The following is a 24667-nucleotide window of genomic DNA, read 5'->3' as shown; positions in this document are numbered from 1 at the left end:
CGCGACAAGGCCATGGAGAAGATCCGTGACCTGACCTGCCTGTCCGACATCCTGCCGACCGGCTACCACGGCGCCGTCACTGCTGGGGTTGGCCCTGGCAGCACCGTCTACATCGCGGGTGCCGGTCCGGTTGGCCTGGCGGCTGCCGCTTCCGCTCGCCTGTTGGGCGCGGCGGTGGTGATCATCGGCGACGTCAACCCGGTCCGCCTGGCTCACGCCAAGGCCCAGGGTTTCGAAATCGCCGACCTGTCCACCGATACACCGTTGCACGAACAGATCGCTGCGCTGCTGGGCGAGCCTGAAGTCGACTGTGCTGTCGATGCAGTAGGCTTCGAAGCCCGCGGCCATGGCCATGACGGCGTCAAGCACGAAGCCCCGGCCACCGTGCTCAACTCGTTGATGGGTGTGGTCCGCGTCGCTGGCAAGATCGGTATCCCCGGCCTCTACGTCACCGAAGATCCGGGTGCAGTCGATGCGGCGGCGAAAATGGGTAGCCTGAGCATCCGTTTCGGCCTGGGCTGGGCCAAATCCCACAGCTTCCACACCGGCCAGACCCCGGTGATGAAGTACAACCGCCAACTGATGCAGGCGATCATGTGGGACCGCATCAACATCGCGGAAATCGTCGGCGTACAGGTGATCAGCCTGGATGATGCGCCGAAGGGTTATGGCGAGTTCGATGCGGGCGTGCCGAAGAAGTTTGTGATCGATCCGCACAAGTTGTTCAGTGCGGCGTAAAACAATAGGCAAGACGGAAAAAGGGCGACAGTGATGTCGCCCTTTTTATTCAGCCATTGGCGGGGTTGCTTATTCCGGCGTCACTTTCGTGGCCTGCATGCCTTTGGTGCCCTTCTCGATTTCAAATGAAACGGTCTGCTTCTGTTTCAACGTTTTATAACCCTCACCGGCTATTGCCGAGTAATGAACGAACAATTCCTCGCCGCCTTTGTCGCAGGTAATGAAGCCATAGCCTTTTGCATCGTTAAACCACTTAACGGTTCCTTTGATTCGGTCGTTCATTTTTATTATTCCCGCTTGCCCGAATGAAGAGCGGCACAGGGACTGTGGTTTGTCCAGAGCCTTATTGTCGTGTCTCGGCTGCAGCTTAGGATCGGCACGCACAGCTGCCTACTGTCAGAGTTGACAGTAGGCAAGATCGAGAAGAAATAACGGGTCGTGCGCGCAGCCGAGAATTCTGCCGCGCGGTCATGCCATGGCGTGTACCCGCAACGAAGTGTTCAAGCGGACTGCCTCCCCACGGTTATCGATGGGCAGTCGCCGTCCTCACCTGTTCGCAGAATTCAGGATAGAAGCCCCAGGTACTCGGGTTGCGACAGTCGTCTTGCACCTGGGTCAGGGCCTGGTGGCTGAACACCAGGCTGCGGGGCATGCCGGCGAAGGTCACGTAGCCGCCTTGTTGCGTCTTGATGGCGTCGAATCCCGGCATGTCGTAGACCAGTTCCACGTCGTCATCGGCAAGGCGTCGTGCCTTGACTGTCACTTGCGTGTACTGCTTGCCCCCCGGCGCGCCATTGAGCGCCGCCAGGCCGTGGCCGACCACCCGCAGCAGGTCTGCAACCCAGACGTCGTCGCTCTGCGTGGTAGCGTTCGGGCGGTAGTGCAGGGTCAGGGTTTGTCGATCGCGAGTCACCTCGGTCAGGGTCGGATCGGAGCGCTTGATGCGGTGTTCGATGGTCAGCCAGGTCTTTTGTTCTTCGCTGGTGCCATCGGCAAGTTCCGGGTTCTGCGGGCCGCGCTGGCATTCGCTGACGCCCAGGGCGATGAGCATGCCGGTCAGGATGATCGCGAGGGTGGCGCCGCCGATTTTTACGTTCATGGGCAAACTCTGCTGGAGGAAGCCGCACTGTACGGTAACGGCGCAGGCGAAGGCAGGGGGCGGTTGAGCGGCGGTGCTGGAACAGTGACGCGGTTACCACGAGCGATCAATAAATCAAGTTGAAGTAGTCGCCGTCTATCAACCTGCACGTTCGGGTATCCGCGCTTTCGCAGCGATTGCTCATCCACTTTGAAAAGGCCGGTTCCAGGATATGTTGGTAGTCCAACTTCAGATTGATCGCCCCGTACCTGCATGTGATGGTCGTATGGATGGCTGTCTGCTCGTCTCCATCGTCCTCATGGATAACGTATTCGGCACCTTCGAATCGCAAGGAGGCCGGGTCGACCACGTCCACCAGGCTTTCGCTCTTCCATTCTTGGTCTTCCCGGATATCGACGAAGTAAACGTCTTCCAGGGATTCAATGTTCCTGTGAATGTCAGTGACGGCGGGGCACGTTATTTCACCGGCATGGACATGGCCGATGATCATCAAAAGCATGATCGCGCCTCCAGCCAGTATTTTTTTCATATGCCAGGCTCCAGGGCTCAGTTCGACGATTTCACGGCTTTGGTCGGGGGCGGGCTACTGTCAATGTTGACGGTTATTTATGTCAATTTAGAACTGTATAAAGATGTTTGGTAACTTTTTGCTATATAAAAGTACGCCGTTTTCACTAAATCAGACGGTTCTGACGGTCTGTGAGGAATTTTCTGTAATGGCTATCGGCCACTCTCGTCGTACGTTTAGGAACAATCCCCGTCCGCATCAGTCCAACGCACGCTTTACGCCGCTCTTCATGGGCGGCTTTTTCATGCTCAAGAGGATGTCCCGGATGAAGGTTTCACGAGGTTTTGCACTGTCTTGGCTGCTGACACTGGCCGCCAGCCCGGCCTTCGCGCAGTTCAGCCTCAGCGATGCGGCCAATGTGGTGTCGGCGATACAAGGCCACTCAGGTGAGAAGGAGGGCGTCGTGGCCGCCGCGCCGAAAGCTGCCGGTCTGCTCAATACCCTGGGGTCGGAACTCAAGATCACCCCGGAGCAGGCCATCGGTGGCGCCGGTGCGATGCTGGGGCTGGCGAAGAATCGGCTCAGCGAGCCGCAGTTCTCCGAGTTGAGCAGAAGTGTGCCGGGCCTGGATCAGATCGCTGGCAACAGCGCCATCGGGGGGCTCAATGGCCTGGGCGGTCTGCTCGGTGGCGGGGCGGACAAAAATGCTTTGCTCGATGGTCTGCTGGGTAACGTCAAGGACACCGGCGACCTGAACAATGCCTTCAGTGCGCTGGGCATGGACAGTGGCATGATCGGCCAGTTTGCCCCGATCATTCTGCAGTACCTCGGCCAGCAGGGTGTGGCCGGTTCGCTGCTGCAGAACCTGGGTGGTATTTGGGGCACAGGTGTCTGATCAGCTACCCTCGTTGCGCAAAGCCGCAATACGCTGGTCCTTTTCAGTCCAGAGCCGATTGACCCAGTTCTGCACGTGCTGGCGAAACACCGGATCGTTTTCGTAGTCGCCCTGCCACAACGCCGGGTCCAGCTCGCGGGTCTGGATGTCGATGATGACCCTGGGCACCGCGCCGCTGATCAAGTCCCAGAACCCGGGAATCTTCTCTTGCGGGTACACCACCGTCACGTCCAGTACCGCATCCAGTTGTTCACCCATGGCCGCCAGCACGAACGCCACGCCACCGGCCTTGGGCTTGAGCAGGTGGGTGAAGGGCGATTGCTGTTGTTGGCTTTTGGTGGTGGTGAAGCGGGTGCCTTCGAGGTAGTTGACCACGGTGACCGGTTGACGCTTGAACAGCTCGCAGGCGGCCTTGGTGATTTCCAGGTCCTTGCCGGCCAGCTCCGGGTTCTTGGCCAGGAACGCCTTGGTGTAGCGTTTCATGAAAGGGTAATCCAAGGCCCACCAGGCCAGCCCCAGGAACGGTACCCAGATCAGTTCCTTCTTGAGAAAGAACTTGAAGAACGGCGTGCGCCGGTTGAGGGTCTGGACGAGGGCGGGGATGTCCACCCAGGACTGGTGATTGCTGATCACCAGGTAAGACGTATCGCCGCGCAGGTCCGCGCCGCCGCGGATGTCCCAGCGGGTGGGGATGCACAAGGCAAAGATCAGCTTGTCGATCTCGGCCCAGGTCTCGGCGATCCACATCACCGCCCACGAGGCGTGGTCGCGCAAGCGCCCGGGCAGGACCAGTTTGAGCAGTGCGAACACCATCAGCGGCCCGAACAGCACCAGGGTGTTGAGCAACAGCAGCAGGGTGACGAAACAGCCGGTGAGCAGGCGGCGCATAGATGACTCTTGCAAACGGGTGGGCGGGCCATGATAAGCAAGCTTCGGGCGGCAGGCCAAATCGGTGTGGACGAATGTTTCACCTTTTGACGAGTATGCTGGATTTGCTTTTGTGGCGAGGGATGTGTCCAACCGAACGAATCCACCCGTCACGGTCTAAAACCCCACCCACACAGGAAGCCCCATTGCATGAAATCCCTTCTCGCCCTGCTTACCCTGGTGGCCCTCCCAGTGCTGGCCGCTGAGCCGACCCTGTACGGGCGCTACGAATACATTGCGCTGCCGGAAATCGGCGGTGAAGTACTCAAGGCCAAGATGGACACCGGTGCGTTGACTGCCTCGTTGTCGGCCAAGGACATCGAGACCTTCACCCGTGACGGCGATGACTGGGTGCGCTTTCGCCTGGCGACCAAGGATGCGAGCAACAAGATCTATGAACACAAGGTCGCGCGCATCAGCAAGATCAAGACCCGCTCCGAAGAAGATGAAGACGACGACGAAAAGATCGCCCCCAGCAAGCGCCCGGTGGTGGAGCTGGAAATGTGCCTGGGCAACGTCAAGCGCACCGTGGAAGTCAACCTGACCGACCGCAGCAGTTTCAACTACCCGTTGCTGATCGGCGCCAAGGCGTTGCGTGAGTTCGGCGCGGCGGTGAACCCCGCCCGGCGTTATACGGCGGATAAACCCGACTGCTGATTTCCCCGATTGACGTGCTGCGAGGCTTGGGGCACCGTTCCGGCAACTTTACAGCCGGGCTCGTAAGCCATGCCTCATATCCTGATTGTCGAAGACGAAGCCGCCATCGCCGATACGCTGGTGTTTGCCCTACAGAGCGAAGGTTTCGACACCACGTGGCTGAGCCTGGGCGCGGCGGCCCTCGAGCATCAGAAAAGTACCCCGGTGGACCTGATCATCCTCGATGTCGGCCTGCCGGATATCAGCGGCTTCGAAACGTGCAAGCAACTCAGGCGCTTCAGCGACGTCCCGGTCATTTTTCTCACCGCGCGCAATGCTGAAATCGACCGCGTTGTCGGCCTGGAGATCGGTGCCGACGATTACGTGGTCAAACCCTTCAGCCCCCGCGAGGTGGCGGCCAGGGTCCGGGCGATCCTCAAGCGCGTGGTGCCGCGTCCAGCGGTGGAGCCGGGCATGGGACTGTTTCAGGTCGATGCCGACCGTGTGCAGATTCACTATCGCGGCAAACCGCTGAACCTCACCCGCCACGAATTCCGCCTGCTCAATTGTCTGCTGGAGCAACCCGAGCGGGTCTTCAGTCGCGAACAATTGCTCGATGCCTTGGGCGTTGCCAGCGATGCCGGCTACGAGCGCAGCATCGACAGCCACATCAAGAGTGTGCGCGCCAAGTTGCGCCTGGTCCGGGCCGAGGCCGAACCGATCCAGACGCATCGAGGCCTGGGCTACAGCTACAGCCCGGGGCACAGCTGATGTCGCTGGGGATCCGGATTTTCCTGGTGTATGTGCTGTTTATCGCCCTGACCGGCTATTTCGTGCTCAACACGGTCATGGAGGAAATCCGCCCCGGCGTGCGCCAGTCCACCGAAGAAACCCTGGTGGACACCGCCAACCTGATGGCCGAGATCCTGCGGGACGATTTCAAGGCCGGCACCCTCAACCAGAATCGCTGGCCGCAATTGCTCAAGGCCTACGGCGAGCGCCAGCCGGCGGCGACGATCTGGGGCCTGCCGAAGAATCAGGTCAGCCATCGCATCTACGTCACGGATGCCAACGGCATCGTGGTGCTCGACTCCAGTGGCGTGGCGGTAGGGCAGGATTACTCGCGCTGGAACGACGTCTACCTGACCCTGCGCGGCCACTACGGTGCCCGCTCGAGCCGTAGCGATCCGGACGATCCGGCGTCTTCGGTGATGCATGTCGGCGCGCCGATCCGCGACAACGGCCGGATCATCGGCGTTGTCACCGTCGCCAAGCCCAACAGTTCCTTGCAGCCTTATGTCGACCGCACCGAGCGGCGCCTGTTGGCCTATGGCGCCGGCCTGGTCGCCCTGGGCTTGTTACTGGGCGGCTTGCTGTCGTGGTGGCTCAGCGCGGCATTGCGGCGTTTGACGAGCTACGCACAGGCGGTCAGCCAGGGGCGTCGGGTGGAAGTGCCGCATTATCGTGGCGGCGAGTTCGAGCAATTGGCGGGTGCCGTGGAGCACATGCGCACCCAACTCGAAGGCAAGGCGTACGTCGAGCGTTACGTGCACACACTCACCCACGAACTCAAGAGCCCGCTGGCGGCGATTCGTGGCGCCGCTGAACTGCTGCAAAGCGACATGCCCGCCGCCCAGCACCAGCGCTTCGTCAGTAACATCGACAATGAAAGTGCGCGCATGCAGCAGTTGATCGAACGCTTGCTCAACCTGGCCCAGATCGAGCAGCGCCAGGGGTTGGAAGAAGAAGTCTCGGTACCGCTGGCGGCGTTGATGGACGAGTTGCTGGAAGCGCGCGGCGGCTGGATCGAAAGTCGCCAGTTGAAGGTCGAACGGCACATCGCTGCCGACCTGACGTTGACGGGAGAGCCGTTCCTGTTGCGCCAGGCCTTGGGCAATTTGCTGGAAAACGCCCTGGACTTCACCCCCGTCAACGGCCTGCTGCGGGTCAGCGCCGAGCGCCGTGGGGACCGCGTCGAGATCCGCCTGTTCAATCAGGCCGCGCCGATCCCCGACTACGCGCTGCCCCGCCTGAGCGAACGCTTCTACTCCCTGCCGCGCCCGGAAAGCGGTCGCAAGAGCACCGGCCTGGGGCTCAACTTCGTGGAGGAGGTGGTGCAGTTGCATGGGGGGCAGTTCAGCATTGGCAATGTCGAGGGCGGGGTGGAGGTGGTTTTGCGGCTGCCCTGAACCCGCAGTTGCTATCTGACTAAACACCCCTTCCTGTGGGAGCGAGCTTGCTCGCGATAGCGGAGTACCAGTCGGCATAACTGGCGCTGACCCACCGCCATCGCGAGCAAGCTCGTTCCCACAGAGGTTCCTGGTTCTCCACACAATCTCCACATTCCCCCCATAAACCCCTCACACAACCACCCCAGACTCGCCCTCATTCAAACAGGGAGAGCCCCACATGAACCGCAGCCTCGCCATTAAACTGGGCATGATCGCCCTCTTGATTCTCTTGCTGATGATTCCGCTGTTGATGATCAATGGCCTCATCGATGAGCGCCAGGAGTTGCGCGACGGTGTGCTGCAGGACATCGCCCGCAGCTCCAGCTACAGCCAGCAATTGATCGGGCCGATGATCGTGGTGCCATTTCGCAAGAGCGTGAAGGTCTGGAACACCAACGAGAAGACCGGCGTGCGTTTCCTGGAAACCGTCGAGCGAACGGGCGAGTTGTATTTTTTGCCGGAGCAATTCGAGCTCGACGGCCAGGTGCGTACCGAAACCCGTGCCCGGGGTATCTACGAAGCGCGGATGTTCCACGCCGATAACCGGATCGATGGCCGCTTCAAGGTGCCTGAGCGCTATGGCGTCGCCGCCAAGGACTTTGCCGACTACCGCTTCGACGAACCGTACTTGAGCGTTGGCATCAGCGATATTCGTGGCATCGAAAACGCGCTGACCCTGACGCTGAACCAGCAGACCGTCGACTTCCTGCCCGGTTCGCGGCTTGGCTGGCTGGGGCAGGGTGTGCATGTGCCGCTGCCGATGATCACCGCCCAGGGCGGTCCCGAGCTGACCTTCGGTTTTGACCTGCGCCTGCAAGGCACTGGCGAGTTCCAGATTCTGCCGGTGGGCAAATCCACCAAAGTGCACTTGTCGGCGGACTGGCCGCACCCAAGCTTCATTGGCAACTATCTGCCCAGCAATCGCGAGATCAATGAGCAGGGCTTCAGTGCCGACTGGCAGACGTCGTTTTTCTCCACCAACCTGCTGGAAACATTGCAAGCCTGCGAGCCGGGCGATAGCTGTGAAGCGTTCCGCAGCCGGGCCTTCGGTGTGAGCTTCATCGACCCGGTGGACCAGTACCTCAAGAGCGACCGGGCGATCAAATATGCGCTGCTGTTCATTGCCCTGACCTTCGCCGGCTTCTTTCTCTTCGAAGTGCTCAAGAGCCTGGCCGTCCACCCGGTCCAGTACGCCTTGGTGGGCGTGGCGCTGGCGTTCTTCTACCTGCTGTTGTTGTCGCTGTCGGAACACATCGGCTTCACCCTGGCATACCTGGTGTCGGCCAGTGCCTGTGTCGTGCTGATCGGGTTTTATGTCTGCCATGTGTTGCGCAGTGTGAGCCACGGCCTGGGGTTTTCGGCAGGGCTGGCGGGGTTGTACGGTTTGCTCTACGGCCTGCTGAGCGCGGAGGACTATGCACTGCTGATGGGGTCGCTGCTGCTGTTCGGCCTGCTGGGCGTGTTCATGGTGCTGACCCGCAAGCTGGACTGGTATGGGGTCGGGGCGAAGCCGGCCGCTGCCATGGCCTTCGATCTGGGAGAAGTGAAATGAGTCGGTCGTTGGGGTTGCGTGAGGATCAGCGGGAGGGAGCGATGTTGGTGGCGCTGATTGTCGGATTGTTTCCGCTGGACCGCAGTGGCCCTATCGCGAGCAAGCTCGCTCCCACAGGAGATCCCGGTCGTCCAGGCAAAGCAACCCAATGTGGGAGCGAGCTTGCTCGCGATGGGGCCGGTGCAGCCTGTGCAGCACTAAATCTTGGGCACCGTCGCTGCCATTGAAGGTCGCAAGCTCACCTCGGCAAACCACGCCGCCAATTGCGGGTTGGCCTTGCGCCATTCCAGGTCGGGATGGCGCAGGTCCAGGTAGCCCAGGGCGCAGGCCACGCTGATGGAGGCCACGTCGAAATGGCTGGCCAGTTCGGCGATCGCCTCGGCTTCGAGCAAGCCCAGGGCCCGGCGAATCTTGTCCCGTTGCGCATCGAGCCACTCGTCCCAGTGTTTTTCCACAGGACGTAGCGCGGTTTCGTAGCGGATCATCACCGCCGCATCCATGACTCCATCGGCCAGGGAGGCCAGGGTCAGGCGCCGCCAGCGGGCTGCGCCGTCCCGGGGAATCAGCGGGTTGCCGACATGCTGGTGGTCGAGGTAATCGAGAATGACCCGGCTGTCATGGATCACGCTCCCGTTGGCCAGGCGCAGGGCCGGGATCTTGCTCAACGGGTTGTCTTCGATCAGCGCGCGGTCCGGCTTGACCGGTGTGAGTTGGCTGAGCTGCAACGCCACGCGGTCTTGCTGGCCGGTTTCGTGCAGCAGCACCAGGACCTTGCGAACGAAGGGCGAAGCGGGGTTGTGAAACAGCGTCATGCTGGGGGGGGACATGCGGGTATCCTCGATAAACGGCCAGGGGCTTAGCCTAGACAGTTCCGGGACGGCTGGCGAGGGGCGGATAGCCTGACTCGATTCCCATGTGGGAGCGAGCTCGCTCGCGAAAGCGGTACGTCAGACAAGTCACTGAGATTGACACTCCGTCTTCACGAGCAAGCCCGCTCCCGCAGGTTTCATGCCTGGCCGGGTTATCCGCGCTTGAGCAATCCCCAGACTCCCAGTACCGTTGGAATCCCCAGGCCGACCCAGGCCACTGCATCCCACGCTCCATCGCCCAGCAACGCCGAAAACAACCCCGCCGCGCTCAGTGCGCCAATCACCACGGGAATACCAAACACTTTCCAGAAACTCGATTGCCGTGGCCTCACGAGGCGACCTCCGTGCCGACCGTTGCACGCTTGGCCGCTTTACGCCGCACCAGCCACAGGTAAACGCCACTGCCGAGGACGATGATGGTGAGCACGTCGAGGGTGGCCCAGAAGATCTGCATCGGCCGACCACCGTAGTCGCCGAAGTGCAACGGTAGAGACAGGCTCATGACGTCCATGTACCACGGTCGTTCGGCGACGGCGGTGACCTCCAGGGTGCTGGCATCGATCAATACCGGCGTCAGCAAATGCGAGGTCAGGTGGGTGCTGCCTTTCATGAACACGCCGTAGTGGTGTTGGCTGGAAAACAACGTGCCGGGGAAGGCGATGAAGCTAGGCTCCATGCCCGGCGCGACTTCCTTGGCGATGTCGAGCAAGCGGGTAGCCGGGGCCAATTGTGTCAGTTGCGGGGCGTTGCGATAGGGTTCGACCATGGCGCTGAGGCTGTCGTTGCGCCAGGCGGCGATGATCAGGTCGGCGCACGCGGCAATCACGCCGGTGACGCCCACGGTGAGCGCCCAGACCAGCGTCACCACGCCGATCAGGTTATGCAGGTCGAGCCAGCGCAGGCGCGTGGATTTGTCCTGGCGCACCGTGGCGAACTTCAACCGGCGCATGAACGGCAGGTACAGGACCACCCCGGAGACGATGGCAATCACGAACAGCAACCCCATGAACGCCAGCAGCAACTTGCCCGGCAAACCCGCGAACATATCCACGTGCAGGCGCAGCATGACCATCATGAAACCACCATTGGCCGAGGGCCTTTCCAGGGCCTCGCCGGTGCGTGCATCGAGCATGAAGGTATGGGAGGAGTTGGGCTCGGTGTCCGCTGTCGGCGCCATGATGGTGAAGATGCCGTTGGGCTCGTCTTCGTCCCAGCCAAAATACTGGACCACTTCACCCGGACGATGGGCCTTGGCCTTTTCCACTAACTGCTGGAGGTCCAGGTGTGGCGTGTCGGCAGGCATCTCCCGGAACTCGGGAGCGTCGCCCAGCAGGTGTTCGATTTCGTGGTGGAAGATCAACGGCAGTCCGGTGATCGCCAGCATCAGCAGGAACACCGTGCAGATCAGGCTGGTCCAGGTGTGGACGAAGGACCAGCGGCGGATGGTTTTGCTTTTCATGAGCGATCCGAATACAAGAGGGCCTCGATGCCTGAGCCCCGTCAGTCAAGCCGCGAAACCTGTGGGAGCGAGCTAGCTCGCGAAAACCGTGTGGCAGACAACATCAATGTTGACTGTTACGCCGTCTTCGCGAGCAAGCTCGCTCCCACAGGGATTTCATTTGACTGACAGGTCTCGGGTACAGGTGCCCTCAAAAAGGTTTTGCAAATGCTAACCGTTTACCATTTGTAATTCACGCTGGCGACGACGTTGCGTTGGTCGCCGTAGTAGCAGTAGAAGCCATCGCAAGTGGACAGGTAGTCCTTGTTGAAAATGTTCTTCGCGTCCACCGCCACCGTGACGCCTTTGAGGGTCTTGTTCAAACGCCCGAGATCGTAGTGGGCCGAGGCGTCGTACACGGTGTAGGAGCCGACGTGACCCCAGTCGGTGTTGGTGGTGTTGCCGTAGGTGTCGCCGACATAACGCACGCCGGCACCGACCCCGAAGCCATCCAGCGGACCGTTATGCCAGGTGTAGTCCGCCCAGGCGGTGGCCTGGTTGCGCGGCACCTGGGCCATGCGCTTGCCTTTTTCCGCTGCGGTGCCCTTGGTGATTTCACTGTCGTTGTAGGTGTAGGAACCGATGAGCTTCAGGTTGTCGGTCACATCGCCCGAGGCTTCCAGTTCCAGACCACGCACCTGGACTTCACCCACTTGGCGGGTGACGTTGTTTTCGGTCACGGAGTTGTTTTTCTGGGTCAGGTCGAACACCGCGGCGGTCAGCAAGGTCTTGGTGCCCGGCGGTTGATATTTGATGCCGGCTTCGTACTGTTCGCCTTCTGTCGGCTTGAACGCTTCGGTGCTGTTGACGGTTGAACCGGCCGCCGCCTGGAACGACTGGGCGAAGGAAATGTAGGGCGTCACACCGTTATCGAAGACGTAGCTCAACGCCGCGTTGCCGCTGAATTTCTTGTCGCGCTGGGTGTTGGTGACGTTGTTCTGGTTGTGGAATTCGGTGCCGGTGTGAATCCAGTCTTCACGGCCGCCGAGGGTCAGGCGCCAGTTGTCCAGGGCGATCTGGTCCTGGACATACAGGCCGGTCTGGTTGGTCTTCTGGTTGTAGTCGTACATGGTGAAGTATTGGACGTTGGAGAAGTCCTGTCCGTAGATCGGGTTGTGGATGTTGCTGGTCGGCACGCCGGTCGAGCCCCACAGCCAACGGGAATTGCTGTTGGAGCGCTGGTGATCCAGGCCCAGCAGCAGGGTGTGACTGAGGGCGCCGGTCTGGAAGTCGGCCTGGAAATTGTTGTCCACGGCGAACTGGCTGATGTCTTCGTCAATGACACTGGCGCTGCGCTTGATGGTGCCATCGGCGCTGACTGCTTCATCGGGCCCCGCCGGCCAGAATTGCCCGCCAGCGGAGATGCCTTGGGTTTGCAGGTCGCTCTTGGTGTAGCGCAGGTTCTGGCGGAACTGCCAAGTGTCGTTCAGACGGTGTTCGAACGCATAACCGAGGGCGTAGTAGGTACGGTCGTAGAATTCCCAATCCGGATCGCCGAGGTTCTTGTGGTGGGAAATCTTGCCCGCCGGCGAAGACAGCTTGGTGCCTTGCAGCGGCAGGAATTGCCCGGTGATGCCGGTGTCGTCGCGGGTGTACTGGGACAGGAAGGTCAGGCGCGTGTCGTCGTTGATGTTCCAGGTCAGGCTCGGCGCGAGGTTGTAGCGCTTGTCCGGGATGTGGTCGACCTGGGAATTGCTGTCGCGCACAGTGCCGCTGACCCGGTAGAGAAGCTGGCCTTCGTCATCGACCTTACCGGTGCTGTCGAAGTTGATCTGCTTATGTTCGTAGCTGCCGGCCTGCAGTTCGACTTCATGGCTGCTTTCGACTTGCGGGCGACGGCTGACCATGTCCAGCATGCCGCCGGGTGGCGTCTGGCCGTAGACCGACGACGCCGGGCCACGCAGCACGGCGATGCGCTCAAGGTTCCAGGGCTCGATTTTCGGCGTGATGTAGTTGCCCTTGGGCAGTGGCAGGCCATCGAGGAACTGGGTCGGCACGAAGCCGCGAACCAGCAGCCAGTCGTTGCGTGAATCCGAGCCGTAGCCGCTGCTCTGCACGCCGGCGGTGTAGCGCAGGGCGTCATTGAGGTTGAGGACAGAACGGTCCTCCATCTGTTGGCGGGTGACCACGGAGACGGAGCGCGGCAGTTCGACGATCGGCGTGTCGGTCTTGGTGCCGGCGGCGGTGCGGGTGGCGACGTAGCCCTCGGTCGGGCCCCACGCGGTTTCGCTGAGACCGGCACCGATCACACTGGTTTCCGGCAAGGCCATGACGCCTTCAGGTACGGCCACCAGGCTGTAGGTGCCAGCGCTGCTTTGTTCCAGTTGCAGGCCGGTGCCGCGCAAGGCCTCGCGCAATGCGCCGGTGGCATCGAACTGGCCTTGGACCGGGGCCGAGGTCTTGCCCGAGGCCAGGGACGGATTCAGGCTCAGCGCGAGGCCGGCCTGGCTGGCGATCTGGTTCAGGGTGCTGGACAGGGGCGCGGCGGGCAAGTTGTAGGTGCGCACGCTCGTGGCTTGTTCGGCGGCCAGCAGCGGGGCGCTGGTCAACGGGACGGCGAAGGCAATGGCAACGGCCAACAGGCTGGGGCGCAACAGGGTGTCTAGCGGGCGGGACATACGGCGGCTCCTGAATGGAAATATTTCTCAATTGCCTGGGTGCCGGATGAAAATCGAAAAGTGATAGGGCTGGATGAAAATAATTTAGATTCGTTTTGCAGGTTGGTGGCTTTGTGTCAGTGATGGCCTCATCGCGAGCAAGCTCGCTCCCACACTGACCGAGCCGCCCACGATATTGTGTGTGCCGCCATTCCCCTGTGGGAGCGGGCTTGCCCGCGAAGGCGGCCTGCCTCACACAACATCCCTCAGGGCTTGGCCCCGCTCTTCGGTTCGACGAACACCCACCACTTCGTGTGATATCCGACCTGCACCGGCAAGGTCGGCAACAGGGCGGTCAGGGCCAAGTCAGTGTCGTGCAGCGGGAAACTGCCGGTGATGCGCAGGTCGGCCACTCGTGGCTCGACACCGAGGTAGCCGCGCCGGTAACGCCCCAACTCATGGACCAGGTCTTCAAGGCGGGCGTTGTCCACCACCAGCATGCCGCGGGTCCAGGCATCGGCACCGGGGTTCAGGGCAACGGTCGGTCCGAGGCCGTCGCGGCGCATCAGCACCTGTTGGCCTTCGCGCAGGATCTGTTCGCTGTCCGTGGCCTGGGGATGCGCCGCCACGGCGGATTTCAATACGCTCAGGCGCGTGCCTTCGTCTTCACGCTTGACCAGGAATCGTGTGCCCAACGCGCGCAGGCGGCCTTCGCGGGTCTCGACAATGAACGGGCGCGGGTCGTCGTGGCCGGTTTCCACCAGGATTTCACCTTCCTGCAGAACGATACGGCGCTGCTTGTCATCGAAACGCACGTCCAGCGCACTGTGAGTGTTGAGGTTGATCACCGTGCCGTCGGCCAGGCGCAGGGTGCGTTGCTCGCCTGTTGCGGTGCGCTGATCGGCCAGCCAGTAATCCAGCGGCAGGTAACGTTCACTGGCAAACAACGCCAGGCCGATGACCGCGACAACGCTGGCCAGGCCGCTGCCGAGCTTGCGTATCCGCCGGCGAATGCTCACCCGCGATTGCAGCAACGCCGCCCGTGCCGGCCCGTTGGCCACGCTGAAGCGCTGGTCGAGCATGCCCAATTGCCGCCAGGCCCGGGCGTGTTCTTCATCGGCGGCGTGCCAGCGGGCGAACGCTTCATGCTCCTGGGGGCTGCTCGCGTCCAACGACAACTGCCAGGCAATGGCGGCATCCAGCACGCTGGCCGAGACCGGCTTGGCATGGGCCTGGCTCATGTCGGTTCACCGTACAAGGCGATGTAGCATTGCCGGATGCCCTGGGCCAGGTACTGCCGTACCCGCGGCACCGAAACCCCCAGGCGCTCGGCGATTTCGGCATGGCCGAGGCCGTCGAGGCGGTTATAGAGGAAGGCTGCGCGGGCCTTGCTCGACAGTTTGCCGAGCAGGCGATCGATGGCCTTGAGGTCTTCCAGGATGATTTGCTGTTCTTCCACCGAAGGCTGCTCGGCCTCGGGGATCAGCATCAGTTCGGTGAGGTAAGCCTGCTCCAATGCCGCTCGACGGAAATAATCGAACAACAGGCCCTTGGCGATGGCCACCAGAAACGCCCGGGGTTCGCGGGGCGCCTTCAGGTCCTCGCGTCCCAGCAAGCGCACGAAAGTGTCCTGGCTCAGGTCTTCTGCCCGGTGCGCACACGCCACGTTGCGTCGCAGCCATGCCAATAGCCAAGCGCGATGGTCACGGTATAACGCACCAACCAGATCACTGTGGGGGCTAGGGACTGACGACACGGAGCATCACCGATGTTTTAAGTAACGAGAATTGTTCGCGATTGTGGCAGAGGCGGGGGCGGGAAAGCAATTGGCGCTGGTCGGGCAGTGCAGGCACGGAAATTGAGGCCGGGTCTGTGTGGGAGCGAGCTTGCTCGCGATAGCGACAGGTCAGTCAACATCAATGCCGACTGACAGTACGCCATCGCGAGCAAGCTCGCTCCCACAGTGAGTGTGTTCATCTTTCAAAGCGAAGGCGCCTGCTGTCGCCGTTTCCACTGGCCCAGGCGCTGTTGCAGGTCAAGCGGGCTGTGGATCTGTTGCTGACGGGCGCGGCTGAACAGGATCAGCGCCAGTTCCGCCGTGGCCAGGGCGTCGGCGCTGGCGTTGTGGCGATCGAAGACTTGCAGCTTGAACCAGTCGATCCATTCGTCCAGGCCGGATTTGCGCAAATGGGCTTGCGGGCAAAGCATCGGGGCCAAGTCCGCCACGTCGAGGAACGGATGCTGCAGGCGATAGCCCAGATGGTCTTTCAAGGCGCGCCCGAGCATGTGGGAATCGAACGGCGCGTGAAAGGCCAGCAGCGGGCTGTCGCCCACGAACGCCATGAACGCCAGCAGCGCCTCGGCCGGGTCGCTGCCGGCGGCGATGGCACTGGGCGCCAGGCCATGGATCAACACACTGGGGCCGAGCTTTTGCTGATTGCACTGCAAGGTACGTTCGAATTGCTGGCTGAAGTCGATGGCACCGTCTTCGATGACCACCGCGCCGATGGACAGCACCTGGTCCTTGTTCAAGTTCAATCCGGTGGTTTCCAGGTCCAGGACGACCCAGCGCTGCTCCCGCAGGTCGCCTTCGCCCAGTGGCGAGGGCGCGGGCAGGCGCTCCAGGCGCTGCTGCAGCGCGTCGGGCAATGTCGGCTGGGCCGGGCGCAGCCAGGAAAACAGGTTCACAACTGGTACCTCAACGTCAGGCTGCTTTGCAGGCGTTGGGCCTGGCGCAGGGATTCGCGCAGGATGCGTCGGTCCAGATGGTTGAGGCTGTCGGGGTCTACTCGGTTGGAATAGGGCAGGTTCTCGCGGGTTTGCCGTTGGTGTTGCTGCATGCGGGTTTGCTGGATGAAGTGATAGGCCTCTTCATAGGCCGCGCCATCGAGCGGTTCGATGACTTCCTTGACGACCAGTTGTCGCAGGCGTTCCAAGGTATTGTTGGCTTCGATGCCGTTGGCCAGGGCCAGCAGGCGGGCGCCGTCGACGAAGGGCGTCAGGCCCTGCACTTTCAGGTCCAGGGTCGCCTTTTCGCCATTCTTGCGGCTCAGCACGAAGTCCCTGAAGCGTCCCACCGGCGGGCGATGACGCAGCGCGTTCTCGGCCAGCATGCGCTGGAACAGGCGATTGTCGGCCACTTGGCCGAGGATCTGCTGGCGCAACTGCGCGCAACCTTGCTCATCGCCCCAGACCACCCGCAGGTCGAAATAGATGCTCGAGCCCAGCAGGTTTTCCGGCGTCGCTTCGCGAATGAATGATGCGAAGCGCCGGGCCCATTCGGCGCGGGACAGGCACAGCTCGGGGTTGCCGGCCATGATGTTGCCCTTGCACAAGGTGAAGCCGCACAGGGCCAGGCTTTGGTTGATTTGTTGGGCGATGGGCAACAGCAGGCCGCGGATCTGCGCGGCATGGGCGGCATCCCGGGCTTCGAACAACATGCCGTTGTCCTGGTCGGTGTGCAGGGTTTGCTCGCGCCGGCCTTCACTGCCAAAACACAGCCAACTGAACGGCACACCCGGGTCGCCTTTGTCGGCCAGGGTCAGTTCGATGACGCGGCACACCGTGTGGTCGTTGAGCAGGGTGATGATGTGGGTGATCTGGGTCGACGACGCGCCGTGGGCCAGCATGCGCTCCACCAGTTGGCCGATCTCGCCGCGCAGGGCCACGAGGTTTTCCACCCTGGGGGCGTTGCGGATGGTCCGGGCCAGGTGCACCAGGTCGACGCGCTGCAAGGAAAACAGATCGCGCTCCGAGACCACGCCACACAGACGCTGGTCCTTGACCAGGCAGACGTGGGCGATGTGACGCTCGGTCATGGCGATGGCCGCGTCGAAGGCGCTGTGGTCCGGCGAAAGGAAGAAGGGTGCCTGGGTCATGTGTCCTGCGATGGCTTGGGAAAAGTCCCCGGAACCATCGGCCACCACCTGGCGCAGGTCGCGCAAAGTGAAAATCCCCACCGGCGCTTTTTGCTCATTGACCACCACGATGCTGCCGACCTGCTGCTCGTGCATCAGTTTCACGGCTTCGCGCAGCGGCGTGTGCGGGCTGCAACTGACTGGATGGCGCATCGCCAGTTCACCCAGCCGCGTATTGAGGGAGTACTGGGTGCCCAGGGTTTGCGCGGATTTCTGCTGGACCTGTTGGTTGACCTGGTCGAGCAGGCTGCTGACGCCGCGCAGGGCGAAATCGCGAAACGGGGCGGACAGGGCGAAGAGCTTGATGAAGGCCAGTTTGTTCAGTTGCAGGCAGAACGTGTCTTCGCCGGCCCGGTGCTCAGTGCGCGTGGCCCGCTCGCCCAGCAGCGCGGCAAGGGGGAAACATTCGCCGGTGGTGATCTCGAAGGTGGTCTCGGTGCCACCCTTGGCCGAATGCGGGCGTTCGCCCACCACCCGACCCTGCTTGACGATGTAAAAGTGCTCCACCGGGCCGTCAGCCGGCTTGATGATGGTGTCGCCCGGGGCGTAGAAACGCAGCAGGCATTGCTCCACCAGATAGGCCAGGTGGGCATTTTCCATCTGGTTGAACGGCGGAAAGCGCTGGAGAAATTGCAGCGTCCCCTGGATGTTTTGCAACACCGCGGTTTTCCCTGCCTGGATGAAGGCGTCCGCTTTTTTCATAGCCATTACGCAGTCTTATTCGAATTGTTGTGGTCGGATCTGTTCTCCATGGTCGGCCCCTCAGCGCGGGGTGCCCATTGGACGTAAGTCTAGGTCGCGGCCTAAGGGCCGGATTCACGGAAAAGTCTTACGCCAGGCGTCAGAAAAATCTTCATTGAATGTTCTTGGAAAAAAATCCGACGAAGTGCACATTGAAGCGCCGCAGAACGATGTCTGACCACTGTGCCAGGGGATCGATTTAAAGAACGTAGAGAGCACCATGCCTGACCACGATATTTTGAGTGACGCCGAGCGCGAGGCGCTGAGTGCCGTCATGTTGGAACCTGACCTGCCGCCGCAACGTGTCTTGATCGTTGATGACGATAAGGACGCCCGTGAGCTGTTGTCGGAGATCCTGGCATTGGACGGGATTCACTGCATGACCGCCGCCAGCGGCGAAACGGCGCTCAAGATGCTGGAAACCAAGCCGTCGATCGGCCTGTTGATCACCGACCTGCGCATGGGCAATGTCGATGGCCTGGAACTGGTCCGCCTGGTGCGCGAGTCCGAGCGGGCAGCGCTGCCGATCATCATCGTGTCGGGCGATGCCGACGTGAAGGACGCCATCGAAGCGATGCACTTGAGCGTGGTGGACTTTCTGCTCAAGCCGATCGATACCGACAAGCTGCTGGGGTTGGTCAAGCATGAGTTGGGGATGGATCTTTAAGACCGTGCGCCGAGGACCGGTGTCATTCGAATGTGGGAGCGAGCTTGCTCGCGATGGCGGCCTGACATTCAACATCGCCATTGACTGCCACACCGCTATCGCGAGCAAGCTCGCTCCCACAGGGGCATGAAAAAGCCCTGATCTTTCGATCAGGGCTTTTTGTGCCGCTTCTACCGCTCAATCACAACCCGTTGGCTGCCTTGAACTCGCGACGGCGACGGTGCAGCACCGGCTCGGTGTAGCCGTTAGGTTGCTTCGTGCCTTCGATCACCAGTTCGATCGCCGCCTGGAAGGCGATGTTGCGGTCGAAGTCTGGCGCCAGCGGCCGGTACAGCGGGTCGTTGGCGTTCTGGCGGTCGACCACCGACGCCATGCGCTTGAGGCTTTCCATCACCTGGTCTTGCGTGACGATGCCGTGGCGCAGCCAGTTGGCGATGTGCTGGCTGGAGATACGCAGCGTCGCACGGTCTTCCATCAGGCCGATGTCGTTGATGTCCGGTACCTTGGAGCAGCCGACGCCCTGGTCGATCCAGCGCACCACGTAGCCGAGGATGCCCTGGGCATTGTTGTCCAGTTCGTTCTTGATCTGCTCCGGCGTCCAGTTCGGGTTGACGGCCAGCGGGATGGTCAGGATGTCGTCCACCGAAGCGCGAGCGCGCTTGGCCAGTTCGGCCTGGCGAGCGAACACGTCGACCTTGTGGTAATGCAGCGCGTGCAGGGCGGCGGCGGTCGGCGAGGGAACCCACGCGGTGTTGGCGCCGGCCAGCGGATGAGCGATTTTCTGTTCGAGCATCGCGGCCATCAGGTCCGGCATCGCCCACATGCCCTTGCCGATTTGCGCGCGCCCTTGCAGGCCGGTGCTCAAGCCGATATCGACGTTCCAGTTTTCATAGGCGCCGATCCACTTCTCGGCTTTCATGTCGGCCTTGCGCACCATCGGGCCGGCTTCCATGGAGGTGTGGATTTCATCGCCGGTACGGTCGAGGAAGCCGGTGTTGATGAACACTACGCGTTCGCTGGCGGCCTTGATGCAGGCCTTGAGGTTGACCGTGGTGCGGCGCTCCTCGTCCATGATCCCGACCTTGAGGGTGTTGCGCGGCAGGTTCAGCACGTCTTCGACGCGACCGAATAGCTCGTTGGTGAACGCGGCTTCTTCCGGGCCATGCATCTTCGGCTTGACGATGTACACCGAGCCGGTGCGGCTGTTGCGGCGCGAGGTGTTGCCGTTGAGGCTGTGGATCGCCGCCAGGCTGGTGACCAGGCCGTCGAGGATGCCTTCCGGCACTTCGTTGCCGTGCTTGTCCAGGATCGCGTCGATGGTCATCAGATGGCCGACGTTACGCACGAACAGCAGCGAGCGGCCGTGCAGGGTCACGCCCGAGCCGTCGACAGCGGTATAGACACGATCAGGGTTCATGGTCCGGGTAAACGTCTGGCCGCCCTTGGTGACTTCTTCCGACAGGTCGCCCTTCATCAAACCGAGCCAGTTGCGGTAGATCACCACCTTGTCATCGGCGTCGACGGCGGCGACCGAGTCTTCGCAGTCCATGATGGTGGTCAGCGCGGCTTCCATCAGGATGTCTTTGACGCCAGCGGCATCGGTCTGGCCGACGGGAGTGCTGGCATCGATCTGGATTTCGAAGTGCAGGCCGTTGTGTTTCAGCAGCACCGCAGTCGGTGCCGAGGCTTCGCCCTGGAAGCCGATCAGTTGGGCATCGTCACGCAGGCCGCTGTTGCTGCCGCCCTTGAGGGCGACCACCAGTTTGCCCTCGACGATCTTATACGCGGTGGAGTCGACATGGGAGCCGGCCGCCAGGGGGGCCGCTTCGTCGAGGAAGGCGCGGGCGAAGGCGATGACCTTGTCGCCGCGCACCTTGTTGTAGCCTTTGCCTTTTTCCGCGCCATCGGCTTCGCTGATGGCATCGGTGCCGTACAGCGCGTCGTACAGCGAACCCCAGCGGGCGTTCGAGGCATTGAGGGCGAAGCGGGCGTTCATCACCGGCACCACCAGCTGCGGGCCGGCCATGCGGGCGATTTCGTCATCGACGTTCTGGGTCGTGGCTTGGAAATCCGCCGCTTCTGGCAGCAGGTAGCCAATGTCTTGCAGGAAGGCTTTGTAAGCCACGGCGTCGTGGAGCTGGCCGGCACGGGCCTGGTGCCAGGCATCGATCCGCGCCTGGAAATCATCGCGTTTGGCGAGTAGGGCTTGGTTCTTCGGGGCCAGGTCGTGGATGACCTTGTCGGCACCGGCCCAGAACGCATCGGCGGTGAGGCCGGTTCCGGGAATGGCTTCGTTGTTCACGAAGTCGAACAGGACTTTGGCGACCTGCAGGCCACCGACTTGAACGTGTTCAGTCATTGCTTGCCTCACTCTGCTCAGCTATTTCGCTTTTCAGCTCTTCGATTTTGACAATGAAGCCTCGGGACATTTAAACCACAAACCCCGAACCAGTACATGCCATCGCTGGCGGCTGGGTATTAAAGCCTTGCTGACGGGGCTTTTCAGGGATGCGACTGGCCTTAAGCAGACATCGGTACAACAGGGGTGTCGCGATTATGTAGTGCGTGCTGCGGCATACTACATGATCAATTGCAGTTGTGAAATTAGACTAATTGCGTCGTTCCGCGACCGACTAAAGCAGTACGGTCACGGCGCGATATCGGATGTTCTCAAAAAAACTGTGGATTGTTCCAGATAAATATTAAAACTTGTACACGATTCTCTCGGTCTCCTTGACTTGCGCGTCCTGCCTATACTGTCCCTTCCATCAACAAGAGGACTGCGCCATGGACCACCTCGTCATCACTGTCTTCGCCCCGGACAAGCCCGGGCAGGTCGAGCGCATCGCCGATTGCATTGCCGAACATGGCGGCAACTGGCTGGAAAGCCGCATGGCGCACCTGGCCGGGCAATTTGCCGGGATCGTGCGCTTCAGCGCCCCGGCGGAGGCCCATGAAGAATTGATCGAAGCCTTGCAGGGGCTGGCGGCCCATGGCATCCGCGTATTGATCGCTGAAAGCGCTGTTGAGCAGTCTTGCACCTGGAAACCCATCACCATGGAACTGGTGGGCAATGATCGTCCCGGTATCGTGCGGGACATCACCCGGTTGTTGAGCGAGCAGGGCGTCAATGTCGAGCGGCTGGTGACCCATGTCCGGCCGGCACCGATGAGCAGTGAGGCGCTGTTTCATGCCGAAGCGATCCTGGGCGTGCCTTTGACCCTGTCGCTGGAGACCTTGCAGCAACGCCTGGAGACCTTGGCCGATGAGTTGATGGTGGAACTCAAGCTCAGCGACGAAGTGCAATGAAGGTTATCCAAGGAAAAACTGCGCCTGCCTGTGGATAACCTGTAGAGACCCGGCCCCAGCCCAGACCCGTCGGGGCTTAGCGGTCAATGATCAAAAAATCACCAGTTTTCAAGGGCTTGTGCACAAACGGCGGGGATCACGCTGTGGATAACCTTGGGAAGGATAAGCGCAGGCCACGGCAGACGTGGCCTGTAGGGGGTTGTGCGTTTTTTGATCAGCTGCGCCGGCGCATGCTGATCACCGCATCGACGCTGTACACCGCCAGCCCGGCCCAGATGAACAGGAACGCCACCAACGTGCTGGACGACAGGTGCTCGCCGAACAGCAACACGGCGAGCAGCAGCACCAGCGTCGGTGCGATGTACTGAAGAAACCCCAGGGTGGTGTAGGGCAAGTGCCGGGCCGCGGCGTTGAAGCACACCAGCGGAACGAGGGTCACAGGGCCGGCTGCTACCAGCCACCAGGCTTCGGAGGTGGTCCAGAACGCGGCCTGGGCACTGGTGGCCGCGGGATTGAACAGCAACCAGGCGATGGCGATCGGCACCAGCATCCAGGTTTCCACCACCAGCCCCGGCAAGGCCTTGACTGGCGCTTGTTTGCGGATCAGCCCATAGAAACCGAAGGTCAGCGCGAGCACCAGCGACACCCATGGCAGGCTACCTACTTGCCAGACCTGCTGCGCCACGCCGACGGCCGCCAGCCCCACCGCCAACCATTGCATGCGCCGCAGCCGCTCACCCAGGATCAACATGCCCAGCAACACGTTCACCAACGGGTTGATGTAGTAACCCAGGCTGGCCTCGAGCATGCGTTCGTTGTTCACCGCCCAGACGTAGGTCAGCCAGTTGGCCGCGATCAGTGTCCCACTCAGGGCGAGAATCGCCAGGCGCTGTGGATTGTCCCGCAGTTCGCGCCACCAGCCCGGGTGTTTCCAGACCAGCAGCAATGCCGCGCCAAACAGTGCCGACCACAGCACCCGGTGGATGATGATTTCCACTGACGGCACGCTGGCGATGGCCTTGAAGTAGATCGGGAACAGACCCCAGATGATGTAGGCACTCAGGCCCAGGATATACCCGCGACGCGGGTTGGCGGCTTGCATGCAGAATCCTTGCTTAGGCAGCTAACAAAGGCGTGATTGTAAGGAGATTTGTCAGGTTGTGCTGTGAACCTTTGGGAGCGTTCTGGCCCCGGCACAGATCCCTCTGTGGGAGCGGGCTTGCTCGCGAAAGCGGTGCTTCAGTCGACATGAATATTGAATGTTCCTCCGTCTTCGCGAGCAAGCCCGCTCCCACAAGGGCGGCGCGGTGACTGCTGAAGCCAATCAGAACAGCTTCAACGGCTCTTCGTTGAGCGCCGCCAATTGCTCGCGCAATGCCAGCACCTGGTCGCCCCAGTAGCGTTCGCTGCCGAACCACGGGAAGCTGCGGGGAAACGCCGGGTCGTCCCAGCGCCGCGCCAGCCAGGCGCTGTAGTGCATCAGGCGCAGGGCCCGCAGCGGCTCGATCAGCGCCAGTTCACGCGGGTCGAAGTCGTGGAACTCACGGTAGCCGTCCATCAGTTCCGACAGTTGCCCCAGACACTCCTGGCGATCGCCGGCGAGCATCATCCACAGGTCCTGCACCGCCGGGCCCATGCGGCAGTCGTCCAGGTCGACGATGTGGAACACCTCGTCGCGGCACATCATGTTGCCGGGATGGCAATCGCCGTGCATGCGGATGTTCTGGTGGGGCGTGGCGGCGTAGACCTCTTCGACGCGCTTGAGCAAGTCCCGGGCGACCGACTCATAAGCCGGCAGCAGGCTGCGGGGAACGAAGCCGCTGGCCAGCACGGTGGTCAATGAATCGTGGCCGAAATTTTTCACGCCCAGGGCTTCGCGATGCTCGAACGGCCGGGTCGCCCCGAGCGCGTGCAGGCGTCCGAGCAATTGTCCCAGGCGATAGAGTTGGTCGAGATTGCCCGGCTCCGGCGCCCGGCCACCGCGACGAGGAAACAGGGTGAAACGAAACCCGGCGTGTTCGTGCAGGCTGACGCCGTTGTGGATCAGCGGTGCCACCACGGGCACTTCGTATTCGGCCAGTTCGAAGGTAAAGCTGTGCTCTTCCAGGATCGCTTCGTTGGTCCAGCGCTGGGGGCGATAGAACTTGGCGATCAGCGGCTCGGAATCTTCGATGCCGACCTGATAGACGCGGTTCTCGTAGCTGTTGAGGGCCAACACGCGGGCGTCGCTGAGAAAGCCGATACTTTCAACGGCATCGAGCACCAGGTCGGGCGTGAGGGTTTCGAACGGATGGGACATGCTGACTCCTGCGCAGCGGCAGGGTGGCCGCGTCCGGCACAGCATGGTAGCGCAGACAGAGGCAGATAGGTGGCGGCTGTGCTGACGTTATCGCGAGCAAGCTCGCTCCCACAGGGATAGCGGATCCATTGGACTGACCCCAAAAGTCCAATTTTTTGGGGGCAGTCCACATTGTGGGAGCGAG

22 protein-coding genes and 1 pseudogene are annotated in these 24667 nt (G+C 61.7%); 8 read left to right on the top strand and 15 right to left on the bottom strand.

Going from position 1 to position 24667, the window contains the following annotated elements:
• Nucleotides 1-738, top strand: a pseudogene (locus tag BLO80_RS24045) (zinc-binding dehydrogenase); the annotation flags it as partial.
• Between the two features lie 69 nt (nt 739-807).
• On the opposite strand, the gene BLO80_RS24040 reads toward BLO80_RS24045, so the two are convergent.
• The 3 genes from BLO80_RS24040 to BLO80_RS24030 form a co-directional block, all read right to left on the bottom strand.
• Nucleotides 808-1020: a cold-shock protein gene (locus tag BLO80_RS24040; protein WP_092331352.1), complete on the bottom strand. Its 213-nt coding sequence runs from the start codon at nt 1018-1020 to the stop codon at nt 808-810.
• Nucleotides 1021-1261: 241 nt separating this feature from the next.
• Nucleotides 1262-1837: a hypothetical protein gene (locus BLO80_RS24035; protein WP_092331350.1), complete on the bottom strand. Its 576-nt coding sequence runs from the start codon at nt 1835-1837 to the stop codon at nt 1262-1264.
• 106 nt (nt 1838-1943) lie between these two features.
• Nucleotides 1944-2366 (bottom strand): DUF3757 domain-containing protein, encoded by a 423-nt coding sequence (locus BLO80_RS24030; RefSeq protein ID WP_092331347.1) that lies wholly within the window; start codon nt 2364-2366, stop codon nt 1944-1946.
• A 304-nt stretch (nt 2367-2670) separates the two neighbouring features.
• Here BLO80_RS24030 and BLO80_RS24025 point away from each other — a divergent pair, with 304 nt between their 5' ends.
• Nucleotides 2671-3240 (top strand): DUF2780 domain-containing protein, encoded by a 570-nt coding sequence (locus BLO80_RS24025; RefSeq protein ID WP_092331345.1) that lies wholly within the window; start codon nt 2671-2673, stop codon nt 3238-3240.
• On the opposite strand, the gene BLO80_RS24020 is transcribed toward BLO80_RS24025, so the two are convergent.
• Entirely contained in the window at nt 3241-4128 is an 888-nt protein-coding gene (locus BLO80_RS24020) for an acyltransferase (RefSeq protein ID WP_092331342.1), read from the bottom strand.
• A 189-nt stretch (nt 4129-4317) separates the two neighbouring features.
• On the opposite strand from BLO80_RS24020, the gene BLO80_RS24015 reads away from it, so the two are divergent.
• The 4 genes from BLO80_RS24015 (at nt 4318) to creD (ending at nt 8586) form a co-directional block, all read left to right on the top strand.
• Nucleotides 4318-4824 carry a retropepsin-like aspartic peptidase RloA2 gene (locus BLO80_RS24015; protein WP_072405814.1) on the top strand — a complete coding sequence of 169 codons (507 nt, stop codon included), beginning with the start codon at nt 4318-4320 and terminating at the stop codon, nt 4822-4824.
• Nucleotides 4825-4893: 69 nt separating this feature from the next.
• Nucleotides 4894-5574 carry a two-component system response regulator CreB gene (gene creB / locus BLO80_RS24010; RefSeq protein ID WP_092331339.1) on the top strand — a complete coding sequence of 227 codons (681 nt, stop codon included), beginning with the start codon at nt 4894-4896 and terminating at the stop codon, nt 5572-5574.
• Nucleotides 5574-6992, top strand: coding sequence for a two-component system sensor histidine kinase CreC (gene creC, locus BLO80_RS24005; RefSeq protein WP_092331337.1), 1419 nt, complete (start codon nt 5574-5576; stop codon nt 6990-6992). Before creB ends, creC begins: the two co-directional genes overlap by 1 nt.
• 220 nt (nt 6993-7212) lie before the next feature.
• On the top strand, nt 7213-8586 hold the full coding sequence (gene creD / locus BLO80_RS24000) for a cell envelope integrity protein CreD (protein ID WP_092331334.1): 1374 nt from the start codon (nt 7213-7215) through the stop codon (nt 8584-8586).
• Between the two features lie 197 nt (nt 8587-8783).
• Here creD and BLO80_RS23995 read toward each other — a convergent pair whose 3' ends face one another.
• From BLO80_RS23995 to BLO80_RS23960, 8 genes are all read right to left on the bottom strand, one after another.
• Entirely contained in the window at nt 8784-9413 is a 630-nt protein-coding gene (locus BLO80_RS23995; RefSeq protein ID WP_092331332.1) for a glutathione S-transferase, read from the bottom strand.
• A 194-nt stretch (nt 9414-9607) separates the two neighbouring features.
• Complete coding sequence (locus BLO80_RS23990) at nt 9608-9787, bottom strand: hypothetical protein (protein WP_072405808.1); 180 nt, start codon at nt 9785-9787, stop codon at nt 9608-9610.
• Nucleotides 9784-10914 carry a PepSY-associated TM helix domain-containing protein gene (locus tag BLO80_RS23985; RefSeq protein WP_092331329.1) on the bottom strand — a complete coding sequence of 377 codons (1131 nt, stop codon included), beginning with the start codon at nt 10912-10914 and terminating at the stop codon, nt 9784-9786. Before BLO80_RS23985 ends, BLO80_RS23990 begins: the two co-directional genes overlap by 4 nt.
• 218 nt (nt 10915-11132) lie before the next feature.
• Nucleotides 11133-13571 carry a TonB-dependent siderophore receptor gene (locus BLO80_RS23980; RefSeq protein ID WP_092331327.1) on the bottom strand — a complete coding sequence of 813 codons (2439 nt, stop codon included), beginning with the start codon at nt 13569-13571 and terminating at the stop codon, nt 11133-11135.
• Nucleotides 13572-13816: 245 nt separating this feature from the next.
• Entirely contained in the window at nt 13817-14791 is a 975-nt protein-coding gene (locus BLO80_RS23975; protein ID WP_092331324.1) for a FecR domain-containing protein, read from the bottom strand.
• Complete coding sequence (locus BLO80_RS23970) at nt 14788-15306, bottom strand: RNA polymerase sigma factor (protein WP_072405804.1); 519 nt, start codon at nt 15304-15306, stop codon at nt 14788-14790. The genes BLO80_RS23975 and BLO80_RS23970 overlap by 4 nt, the downstream gene beginning before the upstream one ends.
• Before the next feature lie 224 nt (nt 15307-15530).
• Nucleotides 15531-16238: a 3'-5' exonuclease gene (locus tag BLO80_RS23965; protein WP_072405803.1), complete on the bottom strand. Its 708-nt coding sequence runs from the start codon at nt 16236-16238 to the stop codon at nt 15531-15533.
• Nucleotides 16235-18169, bottom strand: coding sequence for a putative nucleotidyltransferase substrate binding domain-containing protein (locus tag BLO80_RS23960; protein ID WP_305882517.1), 1935 nt, complete (start codon nt 18167-18169; stop codon nt 16235-16237). Before BLO80_RS23960 ends, BLO80_RS23965 begins: the two co-directional genes overlap by 4 nt.
• A 259-nt stretch (nt 18170-18428) precedes the next feature.
• Between BLO80_RS23960 and BLO80_RS23955 the strand changes: the two genes are divergently transcribed.
• A complete protein-coding gene (locus BLO80_RS23955; protein WP_092331319.1) occupies nt 18429-18875 on the top strand; it encodes a response regulator in 447 nt (148 codons plus the stop codon).
• A 181-nt stretch (nt 18876-19056) separates the two neighbouring features.
• Here BLO80_RS23955 and BLO80_RS23950 read toward each other — a convergent pair whose 3' ends face one another.
• Nucleotides 19057-21234: a malate synthase G gene (locus tag BLO80_RS23950; RefSeq protein ID WP_092331316.1), complete on the bottom strand. Its 2178-nt coding sequence runs from the start codon at nt 21232-21234 to the stop codon at nt 19057-19059.
• Nucleotides 21235-21662: 428 nt separating this feature from the next.
• Here BLO80_RS23950 and BLO80_RS23945 point away from each other — a divergent pair, with 428 nt between their 5' ends.
• On the top strand, nt 21663-22184 hold the full coding sequence (locus BLO80_RS23945; RefSeq protein WP_092331314.1) for a glycine cleavage system transcriptional repressor: 522 nt from the start codon (nt 21663-21665) through the stop codon (nt 22182-22184).
• A 214-nt stretch (nt 22185-22398) separates the two neighbouring features.
• Here the strand turns inward: BLO80_RS23945 and rarD are convergent, their stop codons facing one another.
• Entirely contained in the window at nt 22399-23286 is an 888-nt protein-coding gene (gene rarD, locus BLO80_RS23940) for an EamA family transporter RarD (protein ID WP_092331311.1), read from the bottom strand.
• Between the two features lie 222 nt (nt 23287-23508).
• A complete protein-coding gene (locus BLO80_RS23935; protein WP_092331309.1) occupies nt 23509-24483 on the bottom strand; it encodes a serine/threonine protein kinase in 975 nt (324 codons plus the stop codon).
• Between the last annotated feature and the right edge of the window lie 184 nt (nt 24484-24667).

This window comes from Pseudomonas sp. NFACC56-3, assembly GCF_900100025.1.
Lineage (GTDB): Bacteria > Pseudomonadota > Gammaproteobacteria > Pseudomonadales > Pseudomonadaceae > Aquipseudomonas > Aquipseudomonas fluorescens_AA.
The sequence above is the reverse complement of the archived record's forward strand: the minus strand, read 5'-3'. Positions and strand labels throughout refer to the sequence as shown.

Coding starts and splice junctions, on each gene's coding strand:
- BLO80_RS24040 (WP_092331352.1), bottom strand. CDS start 1,020: ATGAACGACCGAATCAAAGGAACCGTTAAGTGGTTTAACGATGCAAAA.
- BLO80_RS24035 (WP_092331350.1), bottom strand. CDS start 1,837: ATGAACGTAAAAATCGGCGGCGCCACCCTCGCGATCATCCTGACCGGC.
- BLO80_RS24030 (WP_092331347.1), bottom strand. CDS start 2,366: ATGAAAAAAATACTGGCTGGAGGCGCGATCATGCTTTTGATGATCATC.
- BLO80_RS24025 (WP_092331345.1), top strand. CDS start 2,671: ATGAAGGTTTCACGAGGTTTTGCACTGTCTTGGCTGCTGACACTGGCC.
- BLO80_RS24020 (WP_092331342.1), bottom strand. CDS start 4,128: ATGCGCCGCCTGCTCACCGGCTGTTTCGTCACCCTGCTGCTGTTGCTC.
- BLO80_RS24015 (WP_072405814.1), top strand. CDS start 4,318: ATGAAATCCCTTCTCGCCCTGCTTACCCTGGTGGCCCTCCCAGTGCTG.
- creB (WP_092331339.1), top strand. CDS start 4,894: ATGCCTCATATCCTGATTGTCGAAGACGAAGCCGCCATCGCCGATACG.
- creC (WP_092331337.1), top strand. CDS start 5,574: ATGTCGCTGGGGATCCGGATTTTCCTGGTGTATGTGCTGTTTATCGCC.
- creD (WP_092331334.1), top strand. CDS start 7,213: ATGAACCGCAGCCTCGCCATTAAACTGGGCATGATCGCCCTCTTGATT.
- BLO80_RS23995 (WP_092331332.1), bottom strand. CDS start 9,413: ATGTCCCCCCCCAGCATGACGCTGTTTCACAACCCCGCTTCGCCCTTC.
- BLO80_RS23985 (WP_092331329.1), bottom strand. CDS start 10,914: ATGAAAAGCAAAACCATCCGCCGCTGGTCCTTCGTCCACACCTGGACC.
- BLO80_RS23980 (WP_092331327.1), bottom strand. CDS start 13,571: ATGTCCCGCCCGCTAGACACCCTGTTGCGCCCCAGCCTGTTGGCCGTT.
- BLO80_RS23975 (WP_092331324.1), bottom strand. CDS start 14,791: ATGAGCCAGGCCCATGCCAAGCCGGTCTCGGCCAGCGTGCTGGATGCC.
- BLO80_RS23960 (WP_305882517.1), bottom strand. CDS start 18,169: ATGAAAAAAGCGGACGCCTTCATCCAGGCAGGGAAAACCGCGGTGTTG.
- BLO80_RS23955 (WP_092331319.1), top strand. CDS start 18,429: ATGCCTGACCACGATATTTTGAGTGACGCCGAGCGCGAGGCGCTGAGT.
- BLO80_RS23950 (WP_092331316.1), bottom strand. CDS start 21,234: ATGACTGAACACGTTCAAGTCGGTGGCCTGCAGGTCGCCAAAGTCCTG.
- BLO80_RS23945 (WP_092331314.1), top strand. CDS start 21,663: ATGGACCACCTCGTCATCACTGTCTTCGCCCCGGACAAGCCCGGGCAG.
- rarD (WP_092331311.1), bottom strand. CDS start 23,286: ATGCAAGCCGCCAACCCGCGTCGCGGGTATATCCTGGGCCTGAGTGCC.
- BLO80_RS23935 (WP_092331309.1), bottom strand. CDS start 24,483: ATGTCCCATCCGTTCGAAACCCTCACGCCCGACCTGGTGCTCGATGCC.